This window comes from Micromonospora sp. NPDC048986, from assembly GCF_040649335.1.
In the GTDB taxonomy this organism is placed as follows: Bacteria; Actinomycetota; Actinomycetes; order Mycobacteriales; family Micromonosporaceae; genus Micromonospora; species Micromonospora alfalfae.
The window spans coordinates 145,744-172,216 of the sequence record NZ_JBEZFJ010000012.1; the positions used below are offsets into that span (position 1 = coordinate 145,744).

At 70.9% G+C, this 26,473-nt stretch carries 24 protein-coding genes; 7 read left to right on the forward strand and 17 right to left on the reverse strand.

Going from position 1 to position 26,473, the window contains the following annotated elements; translation table 11 throughout:
• From AB0B94_RS23865 to fxsA, 3 genes are all read right to left on the reverse strand, one after another.
• Nucleotides 1–825 (reverse strand): AAC(3) family N-acetyltransferase, encoded by an 825-nt coding sequence (locus AB0B94_RS23865; RefSeq protein ID WP_357284170.1) that lies wholly within the window; start codon nucleotides 823–825, stop codon nucleotides 1–3.
• A complete protein-coding gene (locus AB0B94_RS23870; RefSeq protein ID WP_357284174.1) occupies nucleotides 809–3,085 on the reverse strand; it encodes an FxsB family cyclophane-forming radical SAM/SPASM peptide maturase in 2,277 nt (758 codons plus the stop codon). Before AB0B94_RS23870 ends, AB0B94_RS23865 begins: the two co-directional genes overlap by 17 nt.
• A 63-nt stretch (nucleotides 3,086–3,148) precedes the next feature.
• Complete coding sequence (fxsA, locus tag AB0B94_RS23875; protein WP_357284177.1) at nucleotides 3,149–3,337, reverse strand: FxSxx-COOH cyclophane-containing RiPP peptide; 189 nt, start codon at nucleotides 3,335–3,337, stop codon at nucleotides 3,149–3,151.
• Nucleotides 3,338–3,476: 139 nt separating this feature from the next.
• On the opposite strand from fxsA, the gene AB0B94_RS23880 reads away from it, so the two are divergent.
• Nucleotides 3,477–3,725 (forward strand): DUF2277 family protein, encoded by a 249-nt coding sequence (locus AB0B94_RS23880; RefSeq protein ID WP_112676127.1) that lies wholly within the window; start codon nucleotides 3,477–3,479, stop codon nucleotides 3,723–3,725.
• Nucleotides 3,726–3,773: 48 nt separating this feature from the next.
• Here the strand turns inward: AB0B94_RS23880 and AB0B94_RS23885 are convergent, their stop codons facing one another.
• Together AB0B94_RS23885 and selD are read right to left on the reverse strand one after the other, a co-directional pair.
• Nucleotides 3,774–4,253, reverse strand: a complete 480-nt coding sequence (locus tag AB0B94_RS23885; RefSeq protein ID WP_357284181.1) for a hypothetical protein — start codon at nucleotides 4,251–4,253, stop codon at nucleotides 3,774–3,776.
• Nucleotides 4,254–4,483: 230 nt separating this feature from the next.
• The gene (gene selD, locus AB0B94_RS23890) at nucleotides 4,484–5,473 is read right to left on the reverse strand and encodes a selenide, water dikinase SelD (RefSeq protein ID WP_357284185.1); all 990 of its coding nucleotides are present in this window, start codon (nucleotides 5,471–5,473) and stop codon (nucleotides 4,484–4,486) included.
• Nucleotides 5,474–5,668: 195 nt separating this feature from the next.
• Between selD and AB0B94_RS23895 the strand changes: the two genes are divergently transcribed.
• From AB0B94_RS23895 to AB0B94_RS23910, 4 genes are all read left to right on the forward strand, one after another.
• Nucleotides 5,669–6,424, forward strand: coding sequence for an amino acid ABC transporter ATP-binding protein (locus AB0B94_RS23895; RefSeq protein WP_238671807.1), 756 nt, complete (start codon nucleotides 5,669–5,671; stop codon nucleotides 6,422–6,424).
• A gap of 57 nt (nucleotides 6,425–6,481) precedes the next feature.
• Nucleotides 6,482–7,417 carry a glutamate ABC transporter substrate-binding protein gene (locus AB0B94_RS23900; RefSeq protein ID WP_238671806.1) on the forward strand — a complete coding sequence of 312 codons (936 nt, stop codon included), beginning with the start codon at nucleotides 6,482–6,484 and terminating at the stop codon, nucleotides 7,415–7,417.
• A 79-nt stretch (nucleotides 7,418–7,496) separates the two neighbouring features.
• Nucleotides 7,497–8,153, forward strand: coding sequence for an amino acid ABC transporter permease (locus AB0B94_RS23905; protein WP_357284191.1), 657 nt, complete (start codon nucleotides 7,497–7,499; stop codon nucleotides 8,151–8,153).
• A gap of 34 nt (nucleotides 8,154–8,187) precedes the next feature.
• A complete protein-coding gene (locus AB0B94_RS23910) occupies nucleotides 8,188–9,069 on the forward strand; it encodes an amino acid ABC transporter permease (RefSeq protein ID WP_357284194.1) in 882 nt (293 codons plus the stop codon).
• A gap of 1,789 nt (nucleotides 9,070–10,858) precedes the next feature.
• Here AB0B94_RS23910 and rny read toward each other — a convergent pair.
• From rny to AB0B94_RS23955, 9 genes are all read right to left on the reverse strand, one after another.
• On the reverse strand, nucleotides 10,859–12,625 hold the full coding sequence (gene rny, locus AB0B94_RS23915) for a ribonuclease Y (protein WP_357284198.1): 1,767 nt from the start codon (nucleotides 12,623–12,625) through the stop codon (nucleotides 10,859–10,861).
• Nucleotides 12,626–13,179: 554 nt separating this feature from the next.
• Complete coding sequence (locus tag AB0B94_RS23920; RefSeq protein ID WP_357284203.1) at nucleotides 13,180–13,884, reverse strand: 3-keto-5-aminohexanoate cleavage protein; 705 nt, start codon at nucleotides 13,882–13,884, stop codon at nucleotides 13,180–13,182.
• Between the two features lie 37 nt (nucleotides 13,885–13,921).
• A complete protein-coding gene (locus tag AB0B94_RS23925) occupies nucleotides 13,922–14,620 on the reverse strand; it encodes a regulatory protein RecX (RefSeq protein ID WP_357284206.1) in 699 nt (232 codons plus the stop codon).
• 14 nt (nucleotides 14,621–14,634) lie between these two features.
• Nucleotides 14,635–15,681 carry a recombinase RecA gene (gene recA, locus AB0B94_RS23930; protein WP_007456801.1) on the reverse strand — a complete coding sequence of 349 codons (1,047 nt, stop codon included), beginning with the start codon at nucleotides 15,679–15,681 and terminating at the stop codon, nucleotides 14,635–14,637.
• Between the two features lie 184 nt (nucleotides 15,682–15,865).
• Nucleotides 15,866–16,066: a DUF3046 domain-containing protein gene (locus tag AB0B94_RS23935; RefSeq protein WP_030489422.1), complete on the reverse strand. Its 201-nt coding sequence runs from the start codon at nucleotides 16,064–16,066 to the stop codon at nucleotides 15,866–15,868.
• Between the two features lie 5 nt (nucleotides 16,067–16,071).
• Complete coding sequence (locus AB0B94_RS23940; RefSeq protein WP_357284211.1) at nucleotides 16,072–17,463, reverse strand: MFS transporter; 1,392 nt, start codon at nucleotides 17,461–17,463, stop codon at nucleotides 16,072–16,074.
• A 166-nt stretch (nucleotides 17,464–17,629) separates the two neighbouring features.
• Nucleotides 17,630–18,226 carry a hypothetical protein gene (locus tag AB0B94_RS23945; RefSeq protein ID WP_357284215.1) on the reverse strand — a complete coding sequence of 199 codons (597 nt, stop codon included), beginning with the start codon at nucleotides 18,224–18,226 and terminating at the stop codon, nucleotides 17,630–17,632.
• Nucleotides 18,227–18,282: 56 nt separating this feature from the next.
• Nucleotides 18,283–18,987 carry a UdgX family uracil-DNA binding protein gene (locus tag AB0B94_RS23950; RefSeq protein WP_357284218.1) on the reverse strand — a complete coding sequence of 235 codons (705 nt, stop codon included), beginning with the start codon at nucleotides 18,985–18,987 and terminating at the stop codon, nucleotides 18,283–18,285.
• Between the two features lie 306 nt (nucleotides 18,988–19,293).
• On the reverse strand, nucleotides 19,294–20,634 hold the full coding sequence (locus tag AB0B94_RS23955; RefSeq protein WP_357284222.1) for an aminotransferase class I/II-fold pyridoxal phosphate-dependent enzyme: 1,341 nt from the start codon (nucleotides 20,632–20,634) through the stop codon (nucleotides 19,294–19,296).
• Nucleotides 20,635–20,670: 36 nt separating this feature from the next.
• Here AB0B94_RS23955 and AB0B94_RS23960 point away from each other — a divergent pair, with 36 nt between their 5' ends.
• Both AB0B94_RS23960 and leuE read left to right on the forward strand, forming a co-directional pair.
• Nucleotides 20,671–21,915 carry a bifunctional pyridoxamine 5'-phosphate oxidase family protein/GNAT family N-acetyltransferase gene (locus tag AB0B94_RS23960; RefSeq protein ID WP_357284225.1) on the forward strand — a complete coding sequence of 415 codons (1,245 nt, stop codon included), beginning with the start codon at nucleotides 20,671–20,673 and terminating at the stop codon, nucleotides 21,913–21,915.
• Complete coding sequence (leuE, locus tag AB0B94_RS23965; RefSeq protein ID WP_357284228.1) at nucleotides 21,915–22,586, forward strand: leucine efflux protein LeuE; 672 nt, start codon at nucleotides 21,915–21,917, stop codon at nucleotides 22,584–22,586. The genes AB0B94_RS23960 and leuE overlap by 1 nt, the downstream gene beginning before the upstream one ends.
• 229 nt (nucleotides 22,587–22,815) lie before the next feature.
• Here leuE and AB0B94_RS23970 read toward each other — a convergent pair whose 3' ends face one another.
• From AB0B94_RS23970 to AB0B94_RS23980, 3 genes are all read right to left on the reverse strand, one after another.
• On the reverse strand, nucleotides 22,816–23,745 hold the full coding sequence (locus AB0B94_RS23970) for a sporulation protein (RefSeq protein WP_357284231.1): 930 nt from the start codon (nucleotides 23,743–23,745) through the stop codon (nucleotides 22,816–22,818).
• 132 nt (nucleotides 23,746–23,877) lie between these two features.
• A complete protein-coding gene (locus AB0B94_RS23975; protein ID WP_238671794.1) occupies nucleotides 23,878–24,942 on the reverse strand; it encodes a hemolysin family protein in 1,065 nt (354 codons plus the stop codon).
• Entirely contained in the window at nucleotides 24,939–26,294 is a 1,356-nt protein-coding gene (locus AB0B94_RS23980) for a hemolysin family protein (protein ID WP_357284236.1), read from the reverse strand. Before AB0B94_RS23980 ends, AB0B94_RS23975 begins: the two co-directional genes overlap by 4 nt.
• Between the last annotated feature and the right edge of the window lie 179 nt (nucleotides 26,295–26,473).

Here is a 26,473-nt window from a genome sequence, read left to right on the forward strand (position 1 = left end):
TCACCGGCGCACCGCAAGACGGTGCACGTTGAACCAGTCGATCGCGAAGTCCACGGTGGCACGCACTGGCAGCAGGCGCGCGCTCGCCCGCCCCACCCGACCGTGGCGCACCAACGGCGTCTCGTCGAGCGTGGCACCCACCTCCGGGAAGTCCCGGTCGTCCAGGTCGAGAGCCCGGAAGTCGAGGCGGACCCGCCGCCCGTCGACAAGCCGGAAGCACTGGTAGTCGCGCACGGGCGGCGGCACCGGCAGCCGGTACTCGGCCAGGTGCAGTGCGGTGCACGCCTCGTAGCCGAGGCCAAGCAGCAGGACCTGCCCGTCCGCCGCGTAGAGCTCGCCCATTGGTGAGCGTTCTCCCAGGTGGCAGGTGAGGTCATGGTTGTCGGTGAGCTGCCGGGCCTGCGGGCCGAGCGCGGCGAACGAAGTCTGGGGATGGTCGCTACGCACGGCACCGGGGGCACACCGGACGTACTCGGCAAGCGCCCCCATCCGCTGCGACGGGGTGGTCCGGCGGTCCCAGCCCGGCAGCGCCGCCTCGTACCGCTCGCGCTGCGCACGGTCCATACCGGCGGTCGCCGCCAAATGGGCCCGGGAGGTGGTCGAGTTGCCGTCGGTCTGGGTGGGCACCAGGAGCGTGCCAGCCGGGCCGAGGACGTCCCGCAGGGCACCGGCGAGAGTCGCGGGGCCGTTCGTCAACGGGCCCACCCGGCGGAGGGCACAGTGCACCAGCAGGCACGCACCCGGGCGGACGCCCAATGCCCGCAGGTCATCGGCGAGGCGGAGACGGCCCAGTGCGGACGGTTGGCGCTCATCCGGACCCTGCACGGGTCTCCTCCAGTGCGTGGCGCAGCTGGCCGACGAACCGCTCACCCGCCGCGGTGAGCGACCGGCTGGCCAGCAGCGCCTCCGCACCGTCCCGGGTCCACGCCAGGAAGTGGGCCGCGTTCGCCGACGCGTCGCCGGGGTCGGCGGCCGCCCGGGACTGCCAGACCTGGGTGACGGCGAGGTGGGCGTAGACGCCCTGCAGGACGCCCTCCGGTGGCCGCGGGTCGGGGCGCCAGGGCACCCGGATCTGGGCGCCCTGGCCCGGTTCGACAAGGTCGTACAGGTCGAGAACCGCACCCAGCTTCGCGTGCTGCCACTCGTGCACGAGCAGCACCGCCATCGTCTCCGGGTCGGGGTGGGGGGTGACGGCGACAGCGCCGAACGCGTGCCGGGCGGTGGCACTTCGCAGGGGTCGCGCCGGGTCGGGCGCCAATGGAACGACGGCACGCAGGCCGCCGTCGAGCGCCGCCGCGTGCGCCGGCACGTCCCGGTGCACGACCCGCCAGGCCTCCGCCAGGGTACGGCCCAACGACCGCTCCGCCGGACCGTCCAGGCGGGACTCGACCGGCTGGCCGTAGCAGTCGCGGTACGGGTCACCGTCCTCAAGGAGCAGTCGGCCACCGGGCACCGACACGTCGCGGGTCGGAAACCATCCGGGTGACGGCGGCGCCATCGGATCGAGGAGCACCGTCTGCTCGACCGACCCACCCCGGACCTGGAACTCGCCGGGTCGGACGGTGACCTCGGCGCTCTCCCCCAGGCCGGGCAGCACCAGGCTGCCAAGCGCGGGGAACGTGATCGTGTCGGCCCGCACCGGGACGTGCAACGCGGCCGGGACGCCGGCCCGCAGCGCCGCGGCGATGGCGAGGGCCGGCAGTGGGTCGACTGCCGCGCCGAGGCCGGGCGGGGCCGACGAGTGGAGGCGATGCACCAGCCCGGGCCGGACGAAGGGATGTGCCAGTATCGCTCGGACCGCCTCCGGTGCCGCCTGGTCGAGGTGGACGAGCAGTTCCCAGGCCTGCGTGGTGCCGGATCCGTCCCGGCAGGCCGCCAGCAGAGCCCGGGTGATGGAGAGCTGGGTGGCGGCGAGCAGGTCCAGCGTCGACGCCGACCCGGGCCCGGTCGCCAGGTCGTCCAGCAACTCGTCGACTGGCGAGGTGCTCGACACTTCACCCGACGGGGGCGGGGTGGGCGGCGGGTAGGCGTCCACCGTGTCGATCAGGCGGAGCAGGTCGGCGCAGTACACCGAGGGGTTGTCGAAGCCGGAGCCGGTGCGCCACCGGTGGGCGTACAGGCCGCCGCCGCACCGGTCGACCACCGGGCAGGCCCGACAGGTCCCGCAGAGCCCGGCCACGCCGTCCTGCCGGACAGCGACCCCGGGGTGCCGTGTGACCTCGTCCACCGAGTGGTCGAACACGTCGAAACCGGTGTCGGCCGCGCCGTGGTACGCGGTCTTCAGTGAGTCGACCTGCTCCCAACTCCCGTCCGCCTCGACGACCAGTACATCGGCTGGCGCGAGGCCGAACGCCTCGGTGCCCCCACCGCCTGGGCGCAGCGCCTCGAACATCCGGATCGACACCGGCCGCCCGTCGTCCACCCAGCGCCGGTGGATCCGCCCCAGCCAGTCCGCGTACGGGGTGGGTTCGGGGCCTGGACGCTCCGGCGGATGGTCCCAGGTGGCGTGGGGCAGCAACAGGTCGACGCGGGGCGGGCTCTCGGCCAGCAGCGCCTCGTACACCAGGTCGGGATCGTTGCGGACGTCGATCGTGCAGAGGATGCCGGCGTAGCTGGCGCGGTGTTCCGGCCGTCGGAGCAGGGCCAGCGCCCGGCGGACGTGGTCGTGGCTGCTCCCGCCGTGGGCGAAGACCCGGTGGCGGTCGTTCGCTGCCCGGTCGCCGTCGAAGGACACACCGACCCGCACGTCGTACTCGACGAACAGCCGGCACAGCTCCTCGTCGAGCAGCACGCCGTTGGTCTGCATACGCAGGTCGAGGCGCGTCCACTGGGTGATCGTCGCGCGCAGTTCGGCCATCACCTCCCGTAGTCCCGCGGCCCCCAGCAGCAACGGCTCACCTCCGTGCAGCACCACGTGCACGACCGGCAACTCGTGCTCGCGGGCATGCTCGGCGATCCGCTGCGCGACGGCCCGAACCGTGGCCAGCGGCATCCGCACCGGTCGACCACGCCAGGTCTGGTCGGCGTGCTGGTAGACGTAGCAGTGGTCGCAGCTGAGGTCGCACCGGCTGTGAACCTTCAGCACGAACTGGCTGATCCGTCGGCATGACCCGCCCGCTGCGGAGGGACCGCACCGACAGCCCGCCATTCAGATGGCCGAGTTGAACGCGGCTACGGGCACCGTGCCGGAGGGCACCGGCTCATCCGCGACGACATGCCGCCGGACCGCCTCGACCAGATCGGCGTGCTCGACGGCGATCCGTTCCAGCGGAGTGTGCAGGCTACGGGTGAGATCGGCCAGGCCCGGACGGGATGGGCGGGTGGGTGCGTTGTCCACAATGATTCTCCGGGTCCCGCGGACGCGCCACGGGAGGTGTGATGGACGGCCCGAGGGCCCTGACGCGCCACCAGAATAGGCAACAGCCCCAACGATGTCATCGTTGGTCAAGTAGCGCACCAACCGAGGAGGAACTCACATGTGCCGGAGCATCAAGACGCTGCGTGAGCCGTTCACCCCGCAGGTGACCGACGCGGACGTCGAGGCGGCAGCGTTGCAGTACGTCCGGAAGATCTCTGGTTTCCGGGCGCCCGCCGCGCACAACGCTGCCGCGTTCGACGCCGCAGTGGCAGCAGTGGCCGAGGCGACGCGCACCCTGCTCGACCAACTGGTGGTGCGGGGCGCCGGATCGGGCACCACCGACCGGTCGGCCACCGCCGCCAGCTGATCGTCGCTGACCGGTACGGCACCCGGCCGGGCCTGACCCTGGAGAGGGTCAGGCCGCGGCGAGCGCCGGAGCGACAGTGTCGGGCGCCCAACGTGAGCGGTGGCACTGCGACCAGCCCCGGCAACCCGGGTCACCCAGCGAGCAGAGGCGCAGCCTGCTGAGCACCTCACCGTCCTCGGTGTCCCGCACGTCGAAGTGCACCGGACGGACCGTGCCGTCCGGAGCGACGAGCAGGTGCCGGCCCGCGTCGAGCGTGTCGTCGCGCAACAGGCAGTTGCGGCCCAGCAATCGGGCCAGTGCGGCGATGCTCGCGTGCTCGGAGAGCTCCTCGGGCACTCCGTAGCAGTCCACCACCGTCGCGAATTCGCCCGGCGCCTGCCAGACGTCACACACCACCGCGTACGACGGCAGCCGCGCCGGGTCGGCCACCGCCAGCGGCATCACCACCCGACCAAGCGCCTCCGCCAGCGCCGGGTAGACCTCCACGGGTTGAGCCCCGTCGATTCTCCAGTTCCACAGCTCGGTCATTCCGCCTCCTCGCTGCGTTCGTCCCCACCGGCCTCCGGATCGGGCCTTACACACGATGGTGGGGGGCATTTGACCCCAGCCGGGGGCAAGTTACCGGTCTGTGACCATTCCGGGCAAAATTTCCCTGAGCGGCATTGCTCGGAGTAGCGGGAAGGTGACAGTTTATCGGGTACCGTGCGCCATCCCCACCACCGCCACCGCGTGTTCCGCCGCCCGTCGGCCGCCCCCGGTCAGCGCAGGACGACCAGGTGCTCCCCGCGGGGCAGCAGCTCGCCCACCACCGCAGCGCCGGGCACTTCGCCGGCGACCAGCAGGCCACCGGAGGTCTGCGCGTCGGCCAGCAGCAGCCGCTCCGCCTCGTCCGCCGCGCCGAAGTCGGTCCACTGGGTCACCCACTCCAGGTTGCGTCGGCTGCCACCGCTGACGAACCCGTCGCGCAGCGCCTCCCGGGCGCCGGACAGATAGGGCACCCGGGCGGTGTCGATGGCCACAGTGACCTGGCTGGCCCGGGCCAGCTTCGAGGCGTGCCCGAGCAGCCCGAACCCGGTCACGTCGGTGCCGCACCGAATGCCGGCGGCGACCGCCGCGTGGGCGGCCTCCCGATTGAGCGCGCTCATCGTGGCCACCGCTTCCGGGAAGCTCTCCCCGGTCGCCTTGTGCCGGGTGTTCAGCACACCCACCCCGAGCGGTTTGGTCAGCGACAACGGCACCCCGGCCCGTCCGGCGTCGAGAGTGATCAGCTCGTCCGGCCGGACCGTGCCGGTGACCGCGAGACCGTACTTCGGGCCGTCGTCGTCCACGCTGTGCCCGCCGGCCAGGTGACAGCCGGCCTCCCGCGCCACGTCCTGGCCGCCACGCAGCACCTCACGGGCCAACTCGAGCGGCAGCACGTCCCGAGGCCAACAGAGCAGGTTGAGCGCCACCAGCGGGGTGCCGCCCATCGCGTACACGTCGGAGAGCGCGTTGGCCGCGGCGATCCGACCCCAGTCGTACGCGTCGTCGACCACCGGGGTGAAGAAGTCGGCGGTGCTGACCAGGCCGGTGCGCTCGTCAAGGCGCACCACCGCCGCGTCGTCGCCGTGGTCCAGCCCGACCAGCAACTCCGCAGTGCCGGTCGCCGGGCCGAGACCGGCCACCATGATCTCCAGCTCGCCCGGGGGAATCTTGCACGCGCAGCCACCGCCGCGGGCGTACTTGGTCAACCGTACGGGTTCGGTCATCCACCCATGATCTCGACAACGCGCCACGATCACCACCGTCACCACCCATCCGGTGACCAAAATCGGACGCACCCGAACGATCGTGACCGGTGTTACCGCTCCGTGACCCGCTGGGTTGCGTTCTGCCACATCAGGCCGCCTACAGTGGCCGCACCGGGGGTCAACCGACCCCGATCCGGGAGACGACAGGGGACGGTGGACGACGTGACGACGGGCGAACCGCTCATCGTGCTGGACGCGGTCAACAAGTGGTTCGGGCCGCTGCACGTGCTGGACGACGTCTCACTGTCGGTGGGTCGGGGCGAGGTGGTCGTGGTGATCGGCCCGTCCGGCTCCGGCAAGTCGACGCTGTGCCGCGCGATCAACCGACTGGAACCGATCAACTCGGGCACCATCACCTTCGACGGTCAGCCGCTGCCGGCCGAGGGCAAGCCCCTCGCGAAGCTGCGCAGCGAGGTGGGCATGGTGTTCCAGTCCTTCAACCTCTTCGCGCACAAGACCATCCTGGAGAACGTCACCCTCGGCCCGATCAAGGTCCGCAAGGAGAAGCCGGCCGCCGCCCGCGAGCGTGGTCTGGCCCTACTCGACCGGGTCGGCATCGCCAACCAGGCGGACAAGTTCCCGGCCCAGCTCTCCGGCGGCCAGCAGCAGCGGGCGGCCATCGCCCGGGCCCTGGCCATGCAGCCCAAGGCGATGCTCTTCGACGAGCCGACCAGCGCGCTGGACCCGGAGATGGTCGGCGAGGTGCTCGACGTGATGACGTCGCTGGCCAGCGATGGCATGACGATGGTCGTGGTCACCCACGAGATGGGCTTCGCCCGGCACGCGGCCAACCGGGTCATCTTCATGGCCGACGGCAAGCTCGTCGAGGACGCCTCCCCGGCGGAGTTCTTCGACAACCCACGCAGCGATCGGGCGAAGGACTTCCTCTCCAAGATCCTCACGCACTAGGCGTCCGTAGTGGAGCGTGCCGCACCTCGGTGGGCTCCGTTGAAGAAGGAGAAGAGTATGCGTATGAAGAGCGTGGCGGCGGTCGCCATGATGGCCTCCCTCGCCCTGTCGGCCGCCGCGTGCGGCAAGGAGGGTGAGCCGACCCCGAGCGCGGGCGGCAGTGCCTCCGGTGCCGCCCAAGGGGACAACTGCAAGAGCTCCGGCGCGACCTTCACCCCGAAGACGGACGCCGCCGTCGCTGGCAGCCCGACCTTCGAGAAGATCAAGGCGGCCGGCAAGGTCTCCATCGGCGTCAAGTTCGACCAGCCGAACCTCGGCTACAAGGACGCCCAGGGCAAGCGGTGCGGCTTCGACATCGAGATCGCCCAGTACGTGGCGAGCACGCTGGGCATCGACCCGGCGAAGATCGAGTACAAGGAGATCGCGTCGGCCAACCGGGAGACCGCGATCAAGGGTGGTGAGGTCGACTACTACGTCGGCACCTACTCGATCACCGACAAGCGCAAGAACGACATCTCGTTCGCTGGCCCGTACTTCGTTGCCGGCCAGGACCTGCTGGTCCGTAAGGACGAGTCGTCGATCACCGGCAAGGACACCCTCAAGGGCAAGAAGGTCTGCTCGGCCACCGGCTCGACCCCGATCCAGAAGATCCGCGACGAGGGTCTGACCGAGCCGGACAACATCGTCGAGTTCAAGACCTACTCCGAGTGCGTCTCGCAGTTGCTCGACAAGAAGGTCGACGCCGTCACCACCGACGACGCCATCCTCAAGGGCTACGCGGCGCAGAGTCCGACCGAGCTGAAGGTGGTCGGCCAGCCGTTCAGCACCGAGAAGTACGGCATCGGCCTGCCCAAGGACGACAAGGCGCTGCGCGACTACGTCAACAACCAGATCGAGGCGTCGTTCAGCAACGGCACCTGGCAGAAGATCTACGACGGCACGCTCGGCCTGTCCGGCTCGGCGGGCACCCCGCCCGCCCTCGAGCGGTACTGACCGACCGGCTCGAAACGAGTTGCGGCGCCGGGCGGGGCTCGTCCCCGTCCGGCGCCCGTCCGAGGACTGAGAGCGAGGCATGGGCGAGTTCTTCCGCGTACTGACGGACAACGGGCAACTGTTCGTTGAGGGGTTCACCAACACCGTCAAACTTTTCCTGATCGCCGCGGTCGGCAGCCTCGTCCTCGGCACGCTGCTCGGCGCGATGCGGGTCTCCCCCGTGCCAGCGCTGCGCGCGTTCGGCGCCACGTACGTCAACCTGGTGCGCAACACCCCTCTGACGCTGGTCTTCGCGTTCCTCGTGTTCGCGGTGCCGAAGCTCGACGTCAACATCGAGTACTTCTCCAGCGCTGCCGTCGCGCTGACCGTCTACACCTCCGCCTTCGTGTGCGAGGTGATCCGCTCCGGCGTGAACACCGTCGCCGCGGGGCAGGCCGAGGCCGCACGCGCGCTGGGCATGACCTTCGGTCAGGTGCTCACGCTCATTGTGCTGCCGCAGGCGCTGCGGGCGATGGTCCCGCCGATGATGAGCGTGTTCATCGCCATGCTGAAGAACACCACGATCGCCGCCGGTTTCTCGGTGCTGGAGGCCGGCGCGATCCCCGCGTACATGGCCGAACGAGGCGAGCCGCAGTTCGCCGTCCTGCTCTGGATCACCATCGGCTTCCTGATCTTGATCCTGCCGCTGGTGGCGTTGCAGCGGTTCCTGGAGCGCAAGTGGAGGGTCGCCCGATGAACGAGCATGCGAACCCCACGGTCGCGAACGGAAGGTGGCTGAGTTGAGCCAGGCGTCGATCCTCTACGACCTGCCCGGGCCTCGGGCCAAGCGGCGTAACGCGATCCTGGGCGTCGCCTCCACGGTCGGCATCATCGCTCTCATCGCCTTCATCGGCTACAAGTTCGCCGACACCGGTCAGTTCGAGGCCCGCAAGTGGGAGCAGTTCCAGTACGCCTCGGTGCAACGCGAACTGCTCGGGGGCCTGGGGGCAACGCTCAAGGCGGCCGGCATCGCCGCAGTCCTGGCGCTGATCTTCGGCGCGTTCTTCGCCAGTGCCCGACTGAGCGACAAGTGGTACCTGCGTAGCCCGGCGACCTTCGTGGTCGAGCTGTTCCGGGCGATCCCGCTGCTCATCCTGATCTTCTTCGGGTACTACGTTCCGTTGCAGTACGGCTGGTCGATCGACAAGCTGTGGGCGCTGGTCATCGGGCTGATGCTCTACAACGGATCGGTGCTCGCGGAGATCTTCCGGGCCGGCATCAACGCGGTGCCGTACGGGCAGACCGAGGGCGCGTACGCGATCGGTATGCGGAAGAACCAGGTGCTGCGACTGATCCTGCTACCGCAGGCGGTCCGGTCGATGCTCCCCGCGATCGTCAGCCAGCTCGTCGTACTGCTCAAGGACACCGCGCTCGGCTTCATCATCACGTACCCCGAGCTGCTCTTCGTGGGTAAGCAGATCGGTGGCCGGTTGCCGTTCGGGCTGCCGTACGTGCCGACGTACCTGATCGTGGCGGCGATCTACATCGCCATCTGTGGTGCGCTGTCGGTCCTGGCCTGGTGGCTGCAGAAGCGCATGGGCCGTAGCCGGCGGACAGCGGCGAAGGTGCTGCCCGCCCAGAGCGTCGGCGAGGATTCTGCTCGGATGATCTGACCGGCCCGCTGGGCGCGTGATCGATTCGATTTTCGTGATATCGGGGTGTCCCAAGGACGAAACACCCCGATATTGCTAATTCCGTGGTGACCAAACTGGTCAGCTGGCGATCTCGGTACCCCCCGGGACTCGCGGGACATGGTGACCTGGCAGGTCAGTTCCCCATCGATCTGTTTGGCCACGTCGTGGGCCAGCACGGACGCCCCGATGCCGTCCACGTCGCCCGGTATGTATGCCATCACCCGGGCCTTTTGGACGGCCTCGATTACGAAGTTCAGGATGACTACTTCCCCTGCATCCGAAGACTTGTCACGGTCATTGGCCAGCTTCGGCAGCATGGCGCTCCGCATCTGCCGACTACTGCGGCTGCGGCGAGCTCTGTCAACCGTTAGCGACTTACGCGATCCTGCCGAGGCAGTGCTACCACGACCTGCCGTAAACCGCCGCCGAATCCGACGGTAAGGGGGAAGAACCGGGCTGAATCTGCAGACGGCTAAGTGAAGAACTCGGCTCGGACGGCTCTGCGCTGCATCGCCAACTCTTGCTGCGCCCCCATTAGGCACCACGATCACGTCGAGACCATTCCCCATTGCCACACTGACTTTCAACGATCACAGGAGCGGGGTCGCACCGAGCGATGAGGCAGACCTGCTTGGTCTACTCATCCAGTTTCTCGGTGCGCTCCCGCTCCTGTTCGGCTCTTCGCAGACGACCGAACTAGCCCCGCTGCTGCCCTGCGTCTCAAGACCTGCCGGACGACCTCTTCTGGGCAGTCAGACCGAACGGCTGCCACCGCTGCGCCAGCAGCAGGGGGATCAAAGACCCAGGAGCAGAGCCGGGAAAGGACTACTGCATCCGTTCGACCTTCGAGGCAACGCCCCTAAATCGATCAGCGGAACTCGATCCAGCGATCCACCCACCACGAGCCTTCGGCGCAGGTCGCTTTGGAGATAGCGGGCGCGTTGACCCAACCGCCGTACCTGCTGTAGCGGCTCCCGTTGTTCTCCTCGCACCTGACGACTATTCGGTACTGGCTAATGACAGTGCCCGGAGCGCACTGACCCCACACTTCGCGGTCGTTCGTCTGATCATACGTATAGCATTCCGGAGCTGCGCTTGCCGGCACTGCGGTGGCAATTCCCACTACTCCGGTTGTTGCAATACTCAGCGCGGCAAAGGCACCCGCGACTGCACTCTTCTTTCCGAAGGACATACTCGTTCCCCAGTCATGCTTGTGGACGATTGGGTAGACGTTCCGCGCGGTTCATGGATTCCAGTTGAATCCATTTGAACGTTTGATCTTGCCGGCTCTGAAAGTCTAAGGATCATGTGAATCGATGTCAACGAGTGACCGCATTTTTCGAGCACGAGCGCTCGAGACCATCGCGACGGTGGTCGCTGACGTTGCGACCGAAGCCCTGAACGGTCTGCACAAGCGGGTCGGACGAAGCTCGCCGTACGCCCGCCACGGTCGACGATCTGGTGGTCCTGCACCGATTCCGGCGCCGAGGTACTAGACCACGTAATCAGAGAACGGCCCAGCCTGCCCTCGGTGCCGTCGACACGCCGACACTGCGTCTGGGCGGGAGGACCGTCGGTGGCGCTGTTGACGGCGACACTGCTCAGCTACATCTGCTGCGCGCCCTAGCAGGAGCGCCGCGACCGGCTGCGGCCAGCGTTATCGTCGCCCAGGCGGCGCCGTCGCCGATAGGGGTGCGGGTGCGGCTAAGAGTTCACGTCGCGCCTGCAAGACAGGTAAGAGCTGCACTAAGCCCTCACACGCGGTCGGTCAGCGGGCGATCTCGGTGACCCGGGACTCGCGGACCACTGTGACCCGGATCTGACCCGGGTAGGTCAGCTCCTCCTCGATCTGCTTGGCCACGTCCCGGGCCAGCACTGCCGCCCCGATGTCGTCCACGTCGTCCGGCTTGACCATCACCCGGATCTCACGGCCGGCCTGCATGGCGAAGACCTTGTCCACGCCGAGCTTGCTGGCGGCGATCTCCTCGATCCGCTCCAGCCGCTTGACGTACGCCTCCAGGCTCTCCCGGCGCGCGCCCGGCCGCCCACCCGAGCAGGCGTCGGAAGCCTGGGTGAGCACGGCCTCGATGGTCTGCGGGGGCACCTCGTTGTGGTGCGCCTCGATGGCGTGCACCACGTCCTCGTGCTCGCCGTACTTGCGGGCCAGGTCCGCGCCGATGATGGCGTGGCTGCCCTCCACCTCGTGGGTGAGCGCCTTGCCGATGTCGTGCAGGAACGCCGACCGTTTGATGATGGGCACGTCCAACCGCAGCTCAGCGGCCATGATGCCGGCGATGTGGGCGGTCTCGACCAGGTGCTTGAGCACGTTCTGTCCGTACGAGGTGCGGTAGCGCAGCCGGCCGAGCAGGGTCACCAGCTCCGGGTGGATCTCGGTGATGCCGACCTCGACCAGGGCGTCCTCGGCGGCGCGGAGGCAGAGCTGCTCCACCTCCTGCCGGGCCAGGTCGTAGACCTCCTCGATCCGGTGCGGGTGGATGCGCCCGTCCAGGACCAGCTTCTCCAGGGTCACCCGGCCCACCTCGCGACGGACCGGGTCGAAGCAGGAGAGCAGCACCGCCTCGGGGGTGTCGTCGATGATCAGGTTGACGCCGGTCACCGACTCGAAGGCGCGGATGTTGCGCCCCTCCCGGCCGATGATCCGCCCCTTCATCTCGTCACCGGGCAGGTGCAGGACGCTGACCACGCTCTCCGCGGTCTGTTCGCTGGCGACCCGCTGGATCGCGTCCACCACTATGTGTCGGGCCCGTTGCTCGGCGGTGTTGCGCGCGTCGGACTCGATGTCCCGCACGAGCAGCGCCGCTTCCCGCTTGGCAGACGTCTCGATGGCCTCGACAAGCTCCAGTCGGGCGGAGTCGGCGGTGAGCCCGGCGACCCGCTCCAGCTCCCGGCGGCGCAGCTCCTCCGACTCGGTCAGCTCGGCCTCCCGCTGGGCGAGCGCGGCCTCCCGGGCGGCGAGGGCGGCCTTCGCGGCGGTGAGCTGCCGTTCCCGCTCGGCGAACCGCTCCACCTCCTCGGTGTGCATCCGCTCCCGCTCGTCCATCCGAGCGGCCCGACGTTCCACCTCGGCGGCCTGCTCCCGGGTGGTGGCGGCGAGCACCGCGACCTCCCGCTCGCCGCTGCGCCGAGCTGCCGTCCGCAACTGTTCGGCGTCCGCCTCGGCCTGCTTGTGGGCGCGTTCCAGAACGGTGTCCGCCTCGGCCCGGGCGTCGTCGAGGACCCGACGCGCCTCGGCGCGGGCCGCCTTCGCCTCGGCCTTCGCCGCCGCCGCCTCGGTACGGGCCGCTGCGGCCGCTGACTTCGCCACGTCGATGGTGCTGTTCGCCTCGTCGGCCGCGGTCCGCAGGGCGGCGAGGGACTGCTCCTGGCGGTCCTTCTCGGCGATGAAGGCGGGATCCTCCGGAGCCGGCGCGGCGCCCACCCGGCGCAGTGTCCGGATGCCGACCAGCACGGCCCCGATCACCACCACGGCGAGGACGAGGACGGCCGCGAGGAGCACGACGTCGAACGCGTTCATGCCGGGACCCCGTCGGGTCTACCGATGAACCTGTGCCGCCGCCCCGCCATGGCCGCCTCCCCTAACGTCGAGACCGCAGCGACCGTGCCGGGGGCACACTCCTGCGGCTGTGGACGCCCGACCGGAGCGGCTGGCCGTGGGTAGCTTTCTCCGCCGGCGGTGCCCGTGGGCAGCGTCGGCGACCGGGTGCAGTTGTCGCAGCGTTCCGGACCGGCCAGTCCGGATCTGCCGCCAAAGGCCGCGGAGTCGGCCAAAGTGATGCTGTTCTGTTACGCGATCTATGTTGTGCGCTTAGCCTGCGCTGGTCGGGCAATGTGAGCCTGTATGGCGAGGCTAGGTCGCCGGGGGTGCTCTGGTCAAGGACTCATGATCAAACCCCCCGAACGGAGAGAAGTTGAACAGTCACCGCGTGCTGATATCACGCCGGACAGGAAGGGACAAACTCCGCGAGGTGTGCCGCCCGCTGGACGTGTCGGGCCTGCTCAGCGCCGTTCAGGCGGCTGTCAGACACTGCGACGACCGAGCAAGGTGTGACTGATCCGTCTCACCAGAGGTCAGCTGGCTCCGACCGCCACCGCCGCCGCGACCAGCGCCGCGTTGTCCGCGGCGGGTGAGCCGTCCGGCAGGCACAGAGTGTCCTCAAGCCCGATTCGGGTGCCCAGACCCCGGCGTACCGCCTCGGCGAGGACCGGCCAGGTCGCCGGACCCTCGCCGTGCAACAGCACCGGCGGCGCGCCCGCCGGCAGCGCGGCGAGAATCCGGGAGGCGTCCGCCAACGCGACAGCCACGTCCTCGGCCATGCACTCGACCAGAACCCGCCCGGCTGGCACCCGCCACCGCCGGTACGCCGCTACCGCGTCGAGCGTCCACAGCCCTGCCTCGACGAGCACGCCGCGCTCGTGCAGGGCGGCCGCGACCGCCTCGGCACCGGGCTCGTGCGCGTTGACCGAAGCGAAGTCGGGCAGCACCGGCCAGGCCCGGACGGCGGCCACGCGGGCAGCCGGATCCGGCATGATCCAGGCGCCGGTGCTCACCCCGACCGGCAGCCCCGGCCGGGCGGCACGGATCGCGGTCAGCGCGTCGGCGATCACCGCCGGCCGCAGCGACTCGGCGCCGGCCTCGTCCCGGGGATGGACGTGCACGGCCGCGACGCCGAGCGTCGCGCAGCGGGCCGCATCGGCGGCCAACTCCGCCGCCGTGAGCGGCACTGCCGGATGGGCCTCCCGGCCGTGCCCACCGTTCAGACATGCCTTCAACATCGGGCCCGCACCTCCATCGGGAGTCGCAGCGGACCGCTCACTCGACCAGACGGTTGTCGCGCTCCAACTCGCCCTCGGCGTCGGCGAGCGCGTCGGCGTCGATCTGCTCGGCGAACTCGGCCGCCTCGGCGCTCTGCGCGGCGAGGGCGTCCTTCACCGCCCGGATGGCCACACCGGGCGGGTAGCCCTTGCGGGCCAGCATGCCCACCAGTCGGCGGAAGACCGCGTCCGGCTCGCCCCGGGCGGTGCGCAGCTTGCGCTCCACCAGGGCACGGGCGGTGTCCGCCTCGGTCTCCTCGTCCAGCTCATCCAACGCCTCGGTGGCCACCTCGCCGTCCACGCCCTTGCGGCGCAGCTCGTTGGCGAGCGCCCGACGAGCGAGGCCGCGCCCGGCGTGCCGGCTGGACACCCAGGCCCGGGCGAACGCGGCGTCGTCGATGATGCCGACCTCGTCATACCGGTCGAGCACCTCGGCCGAGACCTCCTCGGAGATGCCCCGCTTGGCCAACGCCCCGGCCAGCTCGGCCCGGGTGCGGGGCCGGACGGCAAGCTGGCGCAGGCAGATCTCGCGGGCCAGCTCGGACTCGTCGCGCGGAGGGGCCGGAGACTCGACGGTGTCGGCCTCCTCGGACCGACCCCGGCGGCCTCGCCGAGGGCGGGGCGCATCGGTGGCGTCGCCCGTACGAGGCGGACTGGCATCCCAGCCCCGCCCCGTACGAGCGCGTCGTCCTGCCATGGGTCAGCGACCGGTCAGAAGTCGACCGGCGGCAGCTCCGGGCCACCGGCGGCGTCACCCGCGCCGACCCCGACGCCGAGCTTCTCCAGGATCTTCTTCTCGATCTCGGCGGCCACGTCCGGGTTTTCCTTCAGGAACTCCCGGGCCTTCTCCTTGCCCTGGCCGAGCTGGTCGCCGTCGTACGTGTACCACGCTCCGGACTTGCGGATGATCGCCTGCTCCACGCCGACGTCGATCAGCGAGCCCTCACGCGAGATGCCCTTGCCGTACATGATGTCGAACTCGGCCTGCTTGAACGGCGCGGCGACCTTGTTCTTCACGACCTTGACCCGGGTGCGGTTACCGACCACGTCGGTGCCGTCCTTGAGGCTCTCGATGCGTCGCACGTCGAGCCGGACCGAGGCGTAGAACTTCAGCGCCCGACCACCGGTGGTGGTCTCCGGGCTGCCGAACATGACGCCGATCTTTTCCCGCAGCTGGTTGATGAAGATCGCCGTGGTGCCGGTGTTGCTGAGCACACCGGTGATCTTCCGAAGTGCCTGGCTCATCAGCCGGGCCTGGAGGCCCACGTGGCTGTCGCCCATCTCGCCCTCGATCTCGGCGCGTGGCACCAGGGCCGCCACCGAGTCGATCACGATGATGTCCAGAGCGCCGGAGCGGATCAGCATGTCCGCGATCTCCAGCGCCTGCTCGCCGGTGTCCGGCTGGGAGACCAGCATCGCGTCGGTGTCGACGCCGAGGGCCTTCGCGTACTCCGGGTCGAGCGCGTGCTCGGCGTCGATGAAGGCGGCGATGCCGCCGTTGCGCTGGGCGTTGGCCACCGCGTGCAGTGCCACGGTGGTCTTACCGCTGGACTCGGGGCCGTAGATCTCGACCACCCGGCCACGGGGCAGGCCGCCAATGCCGAGGGCCACGTCGAGCGCGATCGAGCCGGTCGGAATGATTGCGGTCTGGACGACCGGCCGGTCACCCAGCCGCATCACCGAGCCCTTGCCGAATTGCTTGTCAATCTGAGCGAGAGCAAGGTCGAGTGCCTTCTCCCGGTCAGGCCCTGCTGCCATGGTTGCCACCCCTGCCTTCGCCGGCGTCTTTGCTGAGCTTCGCGTCACGCGGACACGCTAGGCGCTAGGTCCGACAGAAAACCAGCCGACGGGCCGCGAGCTGTGGACGAGCACCCCGCTGTGGACAATAGCCGAACAGGTGTACGACTGGACAAGCGACACGCGGAACCGGCGAAAAGGCTGCTCAGCGTAGTCGAGCGGGCACTCGGTCGGGGTACGCGGCACACACCGCCCGCCACACCACGTGCGTCTGCTCCCCCGATGCCAGGGCCTGCTCGATGGTCCGCCCACCGAGCTGGGACAGCACCTGATCGCGGGCGATGCTGGCCGCATAGCCGGGCCCGAACGCCTCGTCCAGCCGCGTCCAGAAGTCGGTCAGCCGCACAGTGATCAGCCCTCCTCGTCCGGTGCCCCGGTCGGCACCGGGCGCAACGCTAGCGCCACCAGGGGCGCCGCCGCGACCGCCGCGAGCAGGGTGAGCACGGGATATCCGGCGAACTGCATGACAAACCCGCTGACCACTGCGGCGCCGGCCCCGGCCAGCCCCATGATCAGGTCGGACAGCCCCTGGACGCTCGGGCGCACCTCCGCCGCCACCGACTCGGACAGCAGGGTCGAGCCGGCCACCATCGTCCCCGACCAGCCCAACCCGAGCAGAACCAGACCGACCGAGAGCCGAGGCGTGTGGTGCCCGGCGGTGCCGGCGACAGCGCAGGCGGCCAGCAGCAGCCCGACCCCACCGAGGATCACCGTCCGTCGACCGAGCCGGTCGGTGAGCCAACCGACCACCGGGGAGAACGCGTACATGCCGGCGATGTGCAGGCTCAGCACGATGCCGACCAGCCGCAACACGTCGGCGTCGGCGTGCGACTCACCGAGCCGGACCGGAGTCATCGCCATCACCGCCACCATCACCAGGTGACCCACCGCCACGGCGGCGATGCCGAGTCGGGCGGCGGGCTGTCCGCGTACCACCGACCAGGCCGCACGCATCCCGGCGCCGCGCGGCGCGCGCACAGTGACCGGCGCGGCGGCCGGGGTCGCGCCGCCACCTGTCGCCGGCGCCTCGGCTGCCACCGCTGTCGCCGTCGCGTCGGCGGCCGGCGGCAGATCGGCGGCCGGTGCGTCGGCCGCCGCGAGCCGCCGCGCCGTGAGCAACGGGTCGGGCCGGAGCAACCCGAGGAGTACGACGGCAGCCAGCACGAACGCTGCCGCGCTGAACGCGAACGGTCCGGCCAGCGGGGGCAACCCCCAGCCGGTGGTGACCCGGTCGGCCAGCGCGGCGAAGTTCGGCGCGGCCACCGCACCGATGGTGGTGGCCCAGACGATCAGGGAGAGCTGCCGCCCCCGGCGGGCCGGCTCGGCGAGATCCACCGCCGTGTAGCGGGCCTGGAGATTCGCTGCGGTGCCCCCGCCGAAGAGCAGCATGCCGAGGAAGAGCAGCGGCACCCAGCGGGTGGCAGCGGCCAGCACCACCAGCAGGCCACCGACGGCGCCTACCGCGTACGCCAGCACCAGACCCGGCCGGCGGCCGTGCCGCGCCATGATCCGGGTGACCGGGACGGCGAGCAGCGCGGCGCCGACCACCCCGGCGCTCTGCGCGACACCGGCCACCGCGGTCCCGGCGATCCGGGCCGCGAGCAGCGCGCCCACGGCGATGCCGATGGTCACACCGACTCCGCCGATGATCTGGGTGGTGAAGAGCAGCCGCAGGGTACGCCGCTGGATCGACGCGACGTCGGGTCGGGCTGCGGTACGCGGCGCGGTCAGGTCGGTCGCCATCGGCGCTCCTGTCGGAAGGGGTGCCTCATCCTCGCGCACCCACACCGACCAGCGGCAGTGGGTTTCGCCGGAACGGGGTCACCCACACCGATGTGCCGGGTGAGCGGCACTGTTGATCACCGTCAAGGACGTGTTCAGCGGGATCACGGCGAGCGGCTGAGCCGTCCTACCCACGCGATCCTGGTGTTTCCGGTGGGTCGGGAGCGTCCAGCAGGGATGCCAGTCGACCGATCCGAGTCAGTGTGAGCGCGGCGACGGCCGCACTGACGGCGGCGACCGCGCCGAAGATCACCGCGAAGCCCTCGTTGTCGGCGGCGAGCAGAGCCAGCAGGATCAGCCCGAGGGAGATGCCCAGGACGGACAGCAGCGCCGCCCAGGTGGCCCGCCGCTGCCCGGCGAGATAGCCGGGCAGGTCGGCCCGTACCGCGTCGTCCTCGGGCACGGTGCCGGTGCGCACTGCCTGGCGTAGCGGGTACCCCTCGGGATCCTGCCGGGCCTCGCCCACCACGCGCTGCCCCAGATAGATCGAGGGGCCGATCCAGACGGTGTTCAGAGCGGCGCCCAGTACGGCCTCGACAAGTGACTCCTGTCGGTCGAAGAGCCAGCGCACCGGCAGCCCGATGAGCACCGTCATCGGCACCCAGTACACGGCCATGAGCTGCAAGCCGGTCGCCCGCTCGAAGAACCGCTTCCCTCTTCCGCGATGCCCGGCGGCGGCCACTGCCGGCACATCCGCACGACGCTCCACATTGTCTACGCCCATCGACCCCCGTTACCCACGCACGCGATCCGCGACGCACTGTCGCTGGCGGTCGCCGGTCAGCCGGGCAGGGCGCGGGTGACGACGGTGAGGTCGGCGACCAGGCCCTCGTACGCCTTGTCCTGGTCGTCGGCCCGCAGGACGGCGGACGGGTGGATGGTGGCCAGCAGCCGAGCCTGCGGCGCGTCGGCCCGCTTTCCGGCGTTGTCCACCGGCACCTGTTCGAAGTCCGCGGGATGTTGGGCCGACTCCGGCCAGGGCAGCAGCTCGCCCCGCTGCCGGGTGACCCGGAAGGACGGGCCGAGCAGCGCCTTGGCGGCGGTAGCGCCGAGCACCACCACGACCTCCGGACGCAGCCGGGCGAACTCGGCGACCAACCAGGGGCGGCAGGCGGTGATGTGCACCTGGTCCGGGGTCTGGTGGATCCGCCGCTTGCCGCGCAGCTCAAAACGGAAGTGTTTTACGGCATTTGTGAGGTAGAGGTGACCCGGGTCCAGCCCGGCGTCGTCGACCGCGCGGCGCAGCAGGCGTCCGGCCGGGCCGACGAAGGGCAGCCCCTTCTGATCCTCCATGTCGCCGGGCTGCTCGCCGACCAGCACCACGCGGGCGCTCTCGTCGCCGCGACCGAAGACCGTCTGCGAGGCGTCCCGGTACAGCTCGCAGCCCCGGCAGGCGCCGGCGGCGGTACGCAGGTCGTCGATGGTGTCGGCGTCGGGCGGGATGAACCGCTGGGCGCCCGGAGCGCTCCCGGTCTGCTCGGCCATGCCGACTGTTATATACCCGTTCGATGCTCGCCGCCGGATACGCCCCGGCCGCTACGCGTCAGTACCCGTTTCCGCCTCCGTCGCCGCCGGACGCGATCGCGATCAGCACGATGATGACGATGATGATCGCCACCGCCACCGCGATCCAGATCCCCTTACGAGCCCCACCAGACGCCATGTCCCCCACCTCCGGGCGCCCGCATACCCGTCCCCGCCGCCCCGAATCCTCGCGATCGTGCACTTTCTGCGCCAGCCAACCTGGGACAGGCCCGACATTTCGCCACCACAACCCGCAAGATCGCGGGATCAGGCGGGAAAGCCCTGGAATTGGGGTGGGTTTTCGGCACGGGCCAGGGCGGCGGCCAGCGGGGCCAGGTCGGCGGCGTCCAGGGAGCTGACGGTGATGCGCAGGGCCGGCGGGGCGGCGATCCGGTAGAGCGCGCCGGGGGCCACCGCCCAACCCGCGTCGCGGAGCGCTGTCACAGTGCTGGTCTCGTCCGCGACCGGCAGCCAGACGTTGATGCCGCTGCGACCGTGTGCGGTCAGGCCGTGCTCGGCCAGCGCGGCGAGCAAGCCATCGCGGCGCTGCTCGTAGCTCTGTGCCGCCCGCCGCACCAACTCGGTGACCGCCGGGTCCCGCCACAGGGCGAGTACCAGGCGTTGCAGCACCGTGGAGACCCAGCCGGCGCCGACCCGGGTACGGCCGCTCACCCGGGCCACTGTCGTCTCGTCGCCGACCAGCACCGCCATCCGCAGGTCCGGGCCGAAGGGCTTGCTCACCGAACGGAGGAAGGCCCAACTCGCTGTCGCACCGGCGAGCGGGTGCAGGGGTACCCGGGCCAGTTCGGCAGCGTGGTCGTCCTCGATCAGCAGCAGGTCCCGTCGGCCGGCGAGCAGTGTCCGCAGCGCCTCGGCGCGGGCCGCGGAGACGGCGGCGCCGGTCGGATTCTGCGCCCGGCTGGTGACGATCAGCGCCCGCGCTCCGGCGGCGAGCGCCGCGGCCACCCCGGCGACCAGCGGCCCCTCGTCGTCCAGTGGTACGCCGATCGGGCGCAGGCCCAGCGCGGCGACCAGGTCGAGCAGATTGGCCCAGCCCGGGTCCTCGACCGCCACCGCGTCGCCGGGGCGCAGGTGGGCGCCGAGCAACCGTTCGATGCCGTCCAGCGCACCGCCGGTGAGCGTCAACTCCCCGGCCGGTACGCCGTCGGCGCGCAGCCGGGCACGGGCCACCTCGGCCAGTTCGGGCAGCACTCCGGCATCGGAGTAACCGACCGACGGGCCGTTCTCGATGGCGAGCGCCGCCAGGTGCGGGCCCAGCGGGGGCAGCAGACGGGGGTCGGGTTCACCCCGGGACAGGTCTCGGGCGCCGGGCAACGGTGGGGGGCGCAGCGCGGAGCGGCGGGCGGCCACCGGCGGGCGGGGGCGTACCCGGGTGCCGTGCCGACCGGCGGTGGCGAGCAGGCCGCGCTGGCGCAACTCCTGGTAGGCGCGGGCGACGGTGGCGGGGCTGACCCCCAACTCGGCGGCGAGTGCCCGCACGGGCGGCAGCGCGGCCCCCGGTGGCAGGGCGCCGGTACGGATGCCCGACTCGATGCTGGCCGAAATCTCGACGGCTGTCGTACCGGTGAGCTGATAGCGTGCTGACACAAACAAGAGATTGTACTAGAACAAAGGGGCGCGCGCATGTATCCACCCACCGCCCGGACCACACCCCACCGCTCCCGCGACAAGATGAGCTACGACCAGGCCGCCGCCCACGCCGTGCTCGACGAGGCGTACGACTGCGCGCTCAGCTTCACAGTCGACGGCCAGCCACGGGTGCTGCCCACCCTGCACGTCCGCATCGGCGACACGCTCTACCTGCACGGCTCCACCGGCAGTCGGCCGCTGCTCGCCGCCCGCGGCGACGACGGGTTGCCGGTCTGCGTCGCGGTGACACTGCTCGACGGGCTCGTCTACGCCCGCTCCCAGTTCCACCACAGCGCCAACTACCGCTCGGTCGTCGCGCACGGCACCGCCCGACTGGTCACCGACGAGCGGGAGAAGCTCGCCATGCTCACCGCGCTGGTCGAGAAGGTCGGCGCGGGACGCAGCACCGCCACCCGTCCGCCCAGCCGTCGCGAACTGGCCGAGACCGCCGTACTGGCGCTGCCACTGCGCGAGGTGTCCGTCCGGGCCCGCACCGGCGGCGTCCGCGAGGACGAGACCGACCTGGACCTGCCGCACTGGGCCGGCGTACTGCCGCTGCGACTGACCGCCGGGGCACCCGAGCCGGACGCCGGAGTCACCGCGCCGCTGCCGGCGTACCTGCGCACGCCCCGCACGCCCTGGCACGACCCGGTGCCGCTGCACGGCGAACACGTTCGGCTGGAGCCGCTGGAGCTGGCCCACACCGACGAGTTGCACGCCGCCACAGCCGACCCCGTGGTGTGGCGGCACCTCAGCGTCGCGCCGCCCACCGCCCCCGCCGAAACGGCCGAGGTGATCGGCGCGGCCCTGGCCGCCCAGCACCGGGGCGAACGGGTGGCCTGGGTGCAGCGGTGCGCCACGACCGGGTCGGTGGTGGGCAGCACCTCCTACTACGACATCGACCCGGAGCGGCGGGCGGTGGCCATCGGCCACACCTTCCTCGGCCGGCAGTGGTGGCGTACCGGAATCAACACCGAGGCCAAGCTGCTGCTGCTCAGCCGGGCCTTCGACGACCTGGGCGCGGTACGGGTCGCCTGGCACACCGACATCCGCAACGTCCGCTCCCAGGCGGCCATCGAACGGCTCGGCGCGACCCGGGAAGGGGTGCTGCGGATGCACCGGCAACGCCCGGACGGCTCCTGGCGGGACACCGTGCAGTACGCGATGACAGTCGACGAGTGGCCGAACGCACAGGCCAGGCTGCGAGAAAGACTTCTGCGGACGGCACCGGTGGCGTGATGATGGCGGGCGTGCTGGGGATCACCGACATCTGGACGTACGTGCTGGGCACAGTGGCCATCATCCTGCTGCCCGGGCCGAACTCACTCTTCGTGCTCTCCACGGCGGCCAAGCGGGGCGTCGCGGTCGGCTACCGGGCCGCCGGTGGCGTGTTCGTCGGCGATGGGGTGCTGATGTTCCTCTCCGCCGCCGGGGTGGCGTCGCTGCTCAAGGCTTACCCGCCGCTGTTCATGGTGATCAAGTACGCCGGTGCCGCGTACCTCGGTTATGTAGGGGTGACCATGCTGCTCGGCGCCGTGCGGCGCTGGCGCGACCGCAACGACCCGAGTACGCCGCGGCTCATCGACGCCGCGGAGCCGGCGGCGATGCGCAGCCCGTTCCGCAAGGCGCTGGTGATCAGCCTGCTGAACCCGAAGGCGATCCTGTTCTTCATCTCGTTCTTCATCCAGTTCGTCGACCCCGGCTACGCCTGGCCGGCGCTGTCGTTCCTGCTGCTCGGGCTGATTGCGCAGGTGACCAGCGCGCTCTACCTGACCGCGTTGATCTTCGCGGGCACCTTCCTGGCCGCCCAGTTCCGCCAACGCCGCCGCCTGGCGGCGGGCGGCACCACGGCCGTGGCAGCCCTGTTCCTGGCCTTCAGCCTCAAGCTGGCCACCGCCAACGCCGGCTAACCCGCCCGTCAGCACCGACCAGCCCGCCACCGCCACCCCTCCCACCCCCGCGATCTTGCACTTTCGGTCGTCGAAACGCGCGCTCTAAGCCGGTTCGTCGCCGCAGAAACTGCAAGATCGCGGGGGCGGGAGGGCGGGGGCGCGGGGGTGGGAGGGCGGGGGCGCGGGGGCGGGCGGGAGGGCGGGGGCGCGCAGGGTGGGCGGGGGGAGGGTGCTGCGGGGTGGGGGGTCAGGTGCCGTCGCCGCCGGAGCCGCCGCCTCCCACGCCCGCGCCGCCGGCGGTGCCGCCTAGGCCGTAGCCTGGGCGGATCGGCTCGTCGGGATGGCGGCTGACGTGGGCCGACCCCGCGATCTGCGCGGACCAGTCGGCGTGCGCGGCCGCGGCGGCGTGCCGGTTGATCGCCTGGCGGATCCAGCCGTCGACGGTGGCGACCCAGTCCCGCCGGTCGGCGTCCTCGTGCCAGATCCGGAACCGGCTGATGCTCTGGTGGGTGATTCCGGCCAGCGCCAGCCGGCGATCCATCCAGAGGATCGCCTCCAGGCCCGCCGAGTTGGTCACGAAGATCACTTCCAGCTCGGTGATCGGGCCGGCGTAGAGCGGCCCCACCCAGTAGCCCCAGCGTTGGTGCAACGGCAGGGTGTGCTCCACCCCCGGCAACCCGCCCTCCTGCAACCCGGACTGGCGGATCATGAAGCCCAGCGTGTCCAGCGCCGCCAGCACGTGCTGCTGGGTGGGGATCGGATGCACGAACACCGGCACCATGGCCCCCTGGTCGAGGTCGGGGTCGAGTGACACCTCGGTCCGCAGGCCCATCCGCAGGCTCAGCAGCGGCACCCCACCGAAGGTGGTCAGCGGGGTCTCCCACGGCAGCGGGAACGCGAAGTCGACAGCCCGCCGCCGACCGGCCGGTACGACGAACCGGCCAGCGATCGGCAGGTGGTGAAACTGCACGAGACGTCGGGCCGCGGCCGGATCGTCCGGCTCGACAGTGGTGACGAGGCCAAGTCGGATGTGCCGCACCAGCACGTCCTCCGGGCCGGCCGCGAGGGTCACCCGCCCCGGCAGGCGAAGGCCCGGGCGGGTACTCGGGTTGGGCAGCGTGGTCTGCACGGAGAGCCCGGTGCCACCGGATTGCGGGGACACTCCCGTCAGCCGCACCGCGCGCCCCCTCCCGGGACGGGGCCCCGCCGGCCCCACCAGGCGCGCCTACCCGGTCGGGGTCGGCTCAAGCCCGCCGCCGGGCCGAGCGTTGACCCGGCCGCACTTCATCAGTGCGGCCGGGTCGGCAGGTCAGCGCAACCGACGCCCGCGCGGAACCGTGTCGGTCTCGTCGTCGAACTCCCCGATGACCTCCTCGAGGAGGTCCTCCAGGGCCACGAACCCGATCGGCCGGGCCGGGCCACCGCCATTGCGGACCAGCGCGAGCTGCGACTGCCGGGCCCGCATCGCCGCCACCGCCTCGGTGACCGAGGACGTCGCCGGCAGGGTGAACGCGGGGGTCATCAGCTCCCCGGCGGTGGCGACCCGGCCGGTGGTCACCACCCGTACCGCCTCCCGCACGTGCACGAGCCCGCACACGTCGCCCGCCTCGTCGAGTACCGCGAGCCGGGATCGGCCGCTGCCCCGGCTGACCTCTTCGATCCGCTCGGCCGGGTCGTCCCGGCGGACGGTGACCATGGTCGAGAACGGTTCCATCACCTGCGCCACCGAGGTGCCCTGCAACTCCAGCATGCTGGTCAGCAGTTGGTGCTGCTCGGCGCCGAGCAGCCCGTGCTCTCGGGACTGCTCCAGCAGGATCCGCAGCTCGTCCGGGCCGTGCACCTGGGCGAGCTGGTCCTGCTGATTGACGCCGAACAGCCGCAGGATCGCGTTGGCCAGGGCGTTCAGCGCGGAGAGCACAGGCCGGGAAACCCGGGCGAAGGCGCGGAACGGCAACGCGAGCAGCGTCGCCGAGCGCTCCGCGTCGGTGATCGCCCACGACTTCGGTGCCATCTCCCCCACCACCAGGTGCAGGAAGGTCACCACCCCGAGGGCGAAGACCAGGGCGATCAGGTGACTGGCCGCGTCCGGTATGCCCACCGCGTGCAGCAGGGGGCTGAGCAGGTGCTCGATCGCCGGCTCGGCCAGCGCGCCGAGACCCAGTGTGCACAACGTGATGCCGAGCTGCGCGCCGGCCAGCATCAGCGACAACTCGCGGACGCCGTCCAGCGCGGCGCGTGCCGCCCGGCCACCGTTCGCCGCCGCCTGCTCCAGGCGGTAGCGCTTGCTGGCCACCAGGGCGAACTCGGCGGCCACGAAGAACCCGTTCAGCGCCAGCAGGATCACCGAACTGAACAGTGCGATCCCGGGGCTCATGAGGTCACCTCGGGTTTGGTCAGCTGCAACCGCACCGAGTCGGCCACGTGCCGGTCCACGGCCAGCACCTCGACCAACGCCCGGGGCTCCATCTCGTTGTCCTCGCCGTCCGCACCCTCGGGCTGCAGGCTGATCTCCAGCCGGTCACCGACCTCGGGCACCCGGCCCAGCTCCCGCATCACCAACCCGGACAGGGTGTCGTACTCGGGGGCCTCGGGCAGGGCGATGCCGGTGCTGTCGGCGACCTCGTCGATCCGCCAGCGGGCCGGCACCACCCAGGACCCGTCGTCCTGCCGGGCCGGTGCCCGCTCCGGTGGGTCGTCCTCGTCGCGGATCGGGCCGACCAGCTCCTCGGCGATGTCCTCCAGCGTGATGACACCGGCGAAGCCGCCGTACTCGTCGACCACGCACGCCATCTGCCGGTGCCCGGACCGCAGGCGGTCGAGCACCGTCGGCAGAGGCAACGTCTCCGGCACGAGCAGCGGCGGCCCGGCCACCGCGCTCACCGGGGTGGTGGCCCGCTCCGCCGGGGGTACGCCGAGCACGTCGGCGATGCCGACGATGCCGAGCAGGTCGTCGACGCCCTCCGCACCGCGTACCGGGAAGCGGGAGTGGCCGGTGTCCAGCAGTTCGACCACCCGGCTCACCGGTTCGTGCCCCCTGACGGTGTGCACGTCGACGCGCGGCACCATGGCTTCGCCGGCTGTCAGTTCGCGGAAGTCCAGACCTCGGTCGAGCAGCGTGGACATCTCGGCGTCGAGGCTGCCCTCCTCGCGGGACTCGGCGATGATCTGTTCCAGGTCCGCCGGGGTGGCGCCGCTGGGCAGCTCCTCGATCGGCTCGATGCCGATGCGGCGCAGCAGCCGGACCGAGGCCCGGTCGAAGAGCCGGATCAGCGGCCCGGCGACGGCCAGGTAGATCAGGGTGGAGCGGCTCAGCGCCCGGGCCAGTTGTTCGGCCCGGGCGATGGCCAGGTTCTTCGGGGCCAGCTCACCGAGGACCATCTGCACGACGGTGGCGATGACCAGGGCCAACGCCACCGACAGCGGCAGGCTGACCGCCTCGCTGACGCCGGCCACGCCGAGCAGGTCGGCGAGACCACCGCCCAGGTACGGCTCGGCGACGTAGCCGACCAGCAGCGCGGTGACGGTGATGCCGAGTTGGGCACCGGAGAGCATGAAGGAGAGCCGGCTGGTGACGGTGAGGGCCCGGGCGGCGGCCTGGTCGCCGTCATCGGCGAGCTGGCGCAGCTTGCCCCGGTCCACTGCCACGTAGCCGAACTCCTGCGCCACGAAGTAGCCGGTGGCGGCAGTGAGGATGGTGATCAGAAGGAGACCAACGACGATCAACACGGGTCGCTCAGGGCTCCCGGGGTCGTCGGTACGGGGATATGCCGGGCACGACCCGGCTGGCTACTGCTGCCCTCCTGGGCAGAAGAGTCGATCATGCCGTCATTTTATCGGCGCTGGCTGGGACTCCGCTGGGGGTGGGCCGAAGGAGCGCAACGTCCGGTTCAGCAGACGCCTCCAGC

Bases quoted from the DNA above. Each gene is read 5' to 3' on its own strand.
- AB0B94_RS23900 (WP_238671806.1), top strand. From the start codon at position 6,482: ATGCGTATGAAGAGCGTGGCGGCGGTCGCCATGATGGCCTCCCTCGCC.
- recA (WP_007456801.1), bottom strand. From the start codon at position 15,681: ATGGCAGCAGGGCCTGACCGGGAGAAGGCACTCGACCTTGCTCTCGCT.
- AB0B94_RS23885 (WP_357284181.1), bottom strand. From the start codon at position 4,253: ATGACCGAGCTGTGGAACTGGAGAATCGACGGGGCTCAACCCGTGGAG.
- AB0B94_RS23940 (WP_357284211.1), bottom strand. From the start codon at position 17,463: ATGGCGACCGACCTGACCGCGCCGCGTACCGCAGCCCGACCCGACGTC.
- AB0B94_RS23920 (WP_357284203.1), bottom strand. From the start codon at position 13,884: ATGTTGAAGGCATGTCTGAACGGTGGGCACGGCCGGGAGGCCCATCCG.
- selD (WP_357284185.1), bottom strand. From the start codon at position 5,473: ATGACCGAACCCGTACGGTTGACCAAGTACGCCCGCGGCGGTGGCTGC.
- AB0B94_RS23925 (WP_357284206.1), bottom strand. From the start codon at position 14,620: ATGGCAGGACGACGCGCTCGTACGGGGCGGGGCTGGGATGCCAGTCCG.
- rny (WP_357284198.1), bottom strand. From the start codon at position 12,625: ATGAACGCGTTCGACGTCGTGCTCCTCGCGGCCGTCCTCGTCCTCGCC.
- AB0B94_RS23905 (WP_357284191.1), top strand. From the start codon at position 7,497: ATGGGCGAGTTCTTCCGCGTACTGACGGACAACGGGCAACTGTTCGTT.
- leuE (WP_357284228.1), top strand. From the start codon at position 21,915: ATGATGGCGGGCGTGCTGGGGATCACCGACATCTGGACGTACGTGCTG.
- AB0B94_RS23975 (WP_238671794.1), bottom strand. From the start codon at position 24,942: ATGAGCCCCGGGATCGCACTGTTCAGTTCGGTGATCCTGCTGGCGCTG.
- AB0B94_RS23945 (WP_357284215.1), bottom strand. From the start codon at position 18,226: ATGGGCGTAGACAATGTGGAGCGTCGTGCGGATGTGCCGGCAGTGGCC.
- AB0B94_RS23880 (WP_112676127.1), top strand. From the start codon at position 3,477: ATGTGCCGGAGCATCAAGACGCTGCGTGAGCCGTTCACCCCGCAGGTG.
- AB0B94_RS23960 (WP_357284225.1), top strand. From the start codon at position 20,671: ATGTATCCACCCACCGCCCGGACCACACCCCACCGCTCCCGCGACAAG.
- AB0B94_RS23950 (WP_357284218.1), bottom strand. From the start codon at position 18,987: ATGGCCGAGCAGACCGGGAGCGCTCCGGGCGCCCAGCGGTTCATCCCG.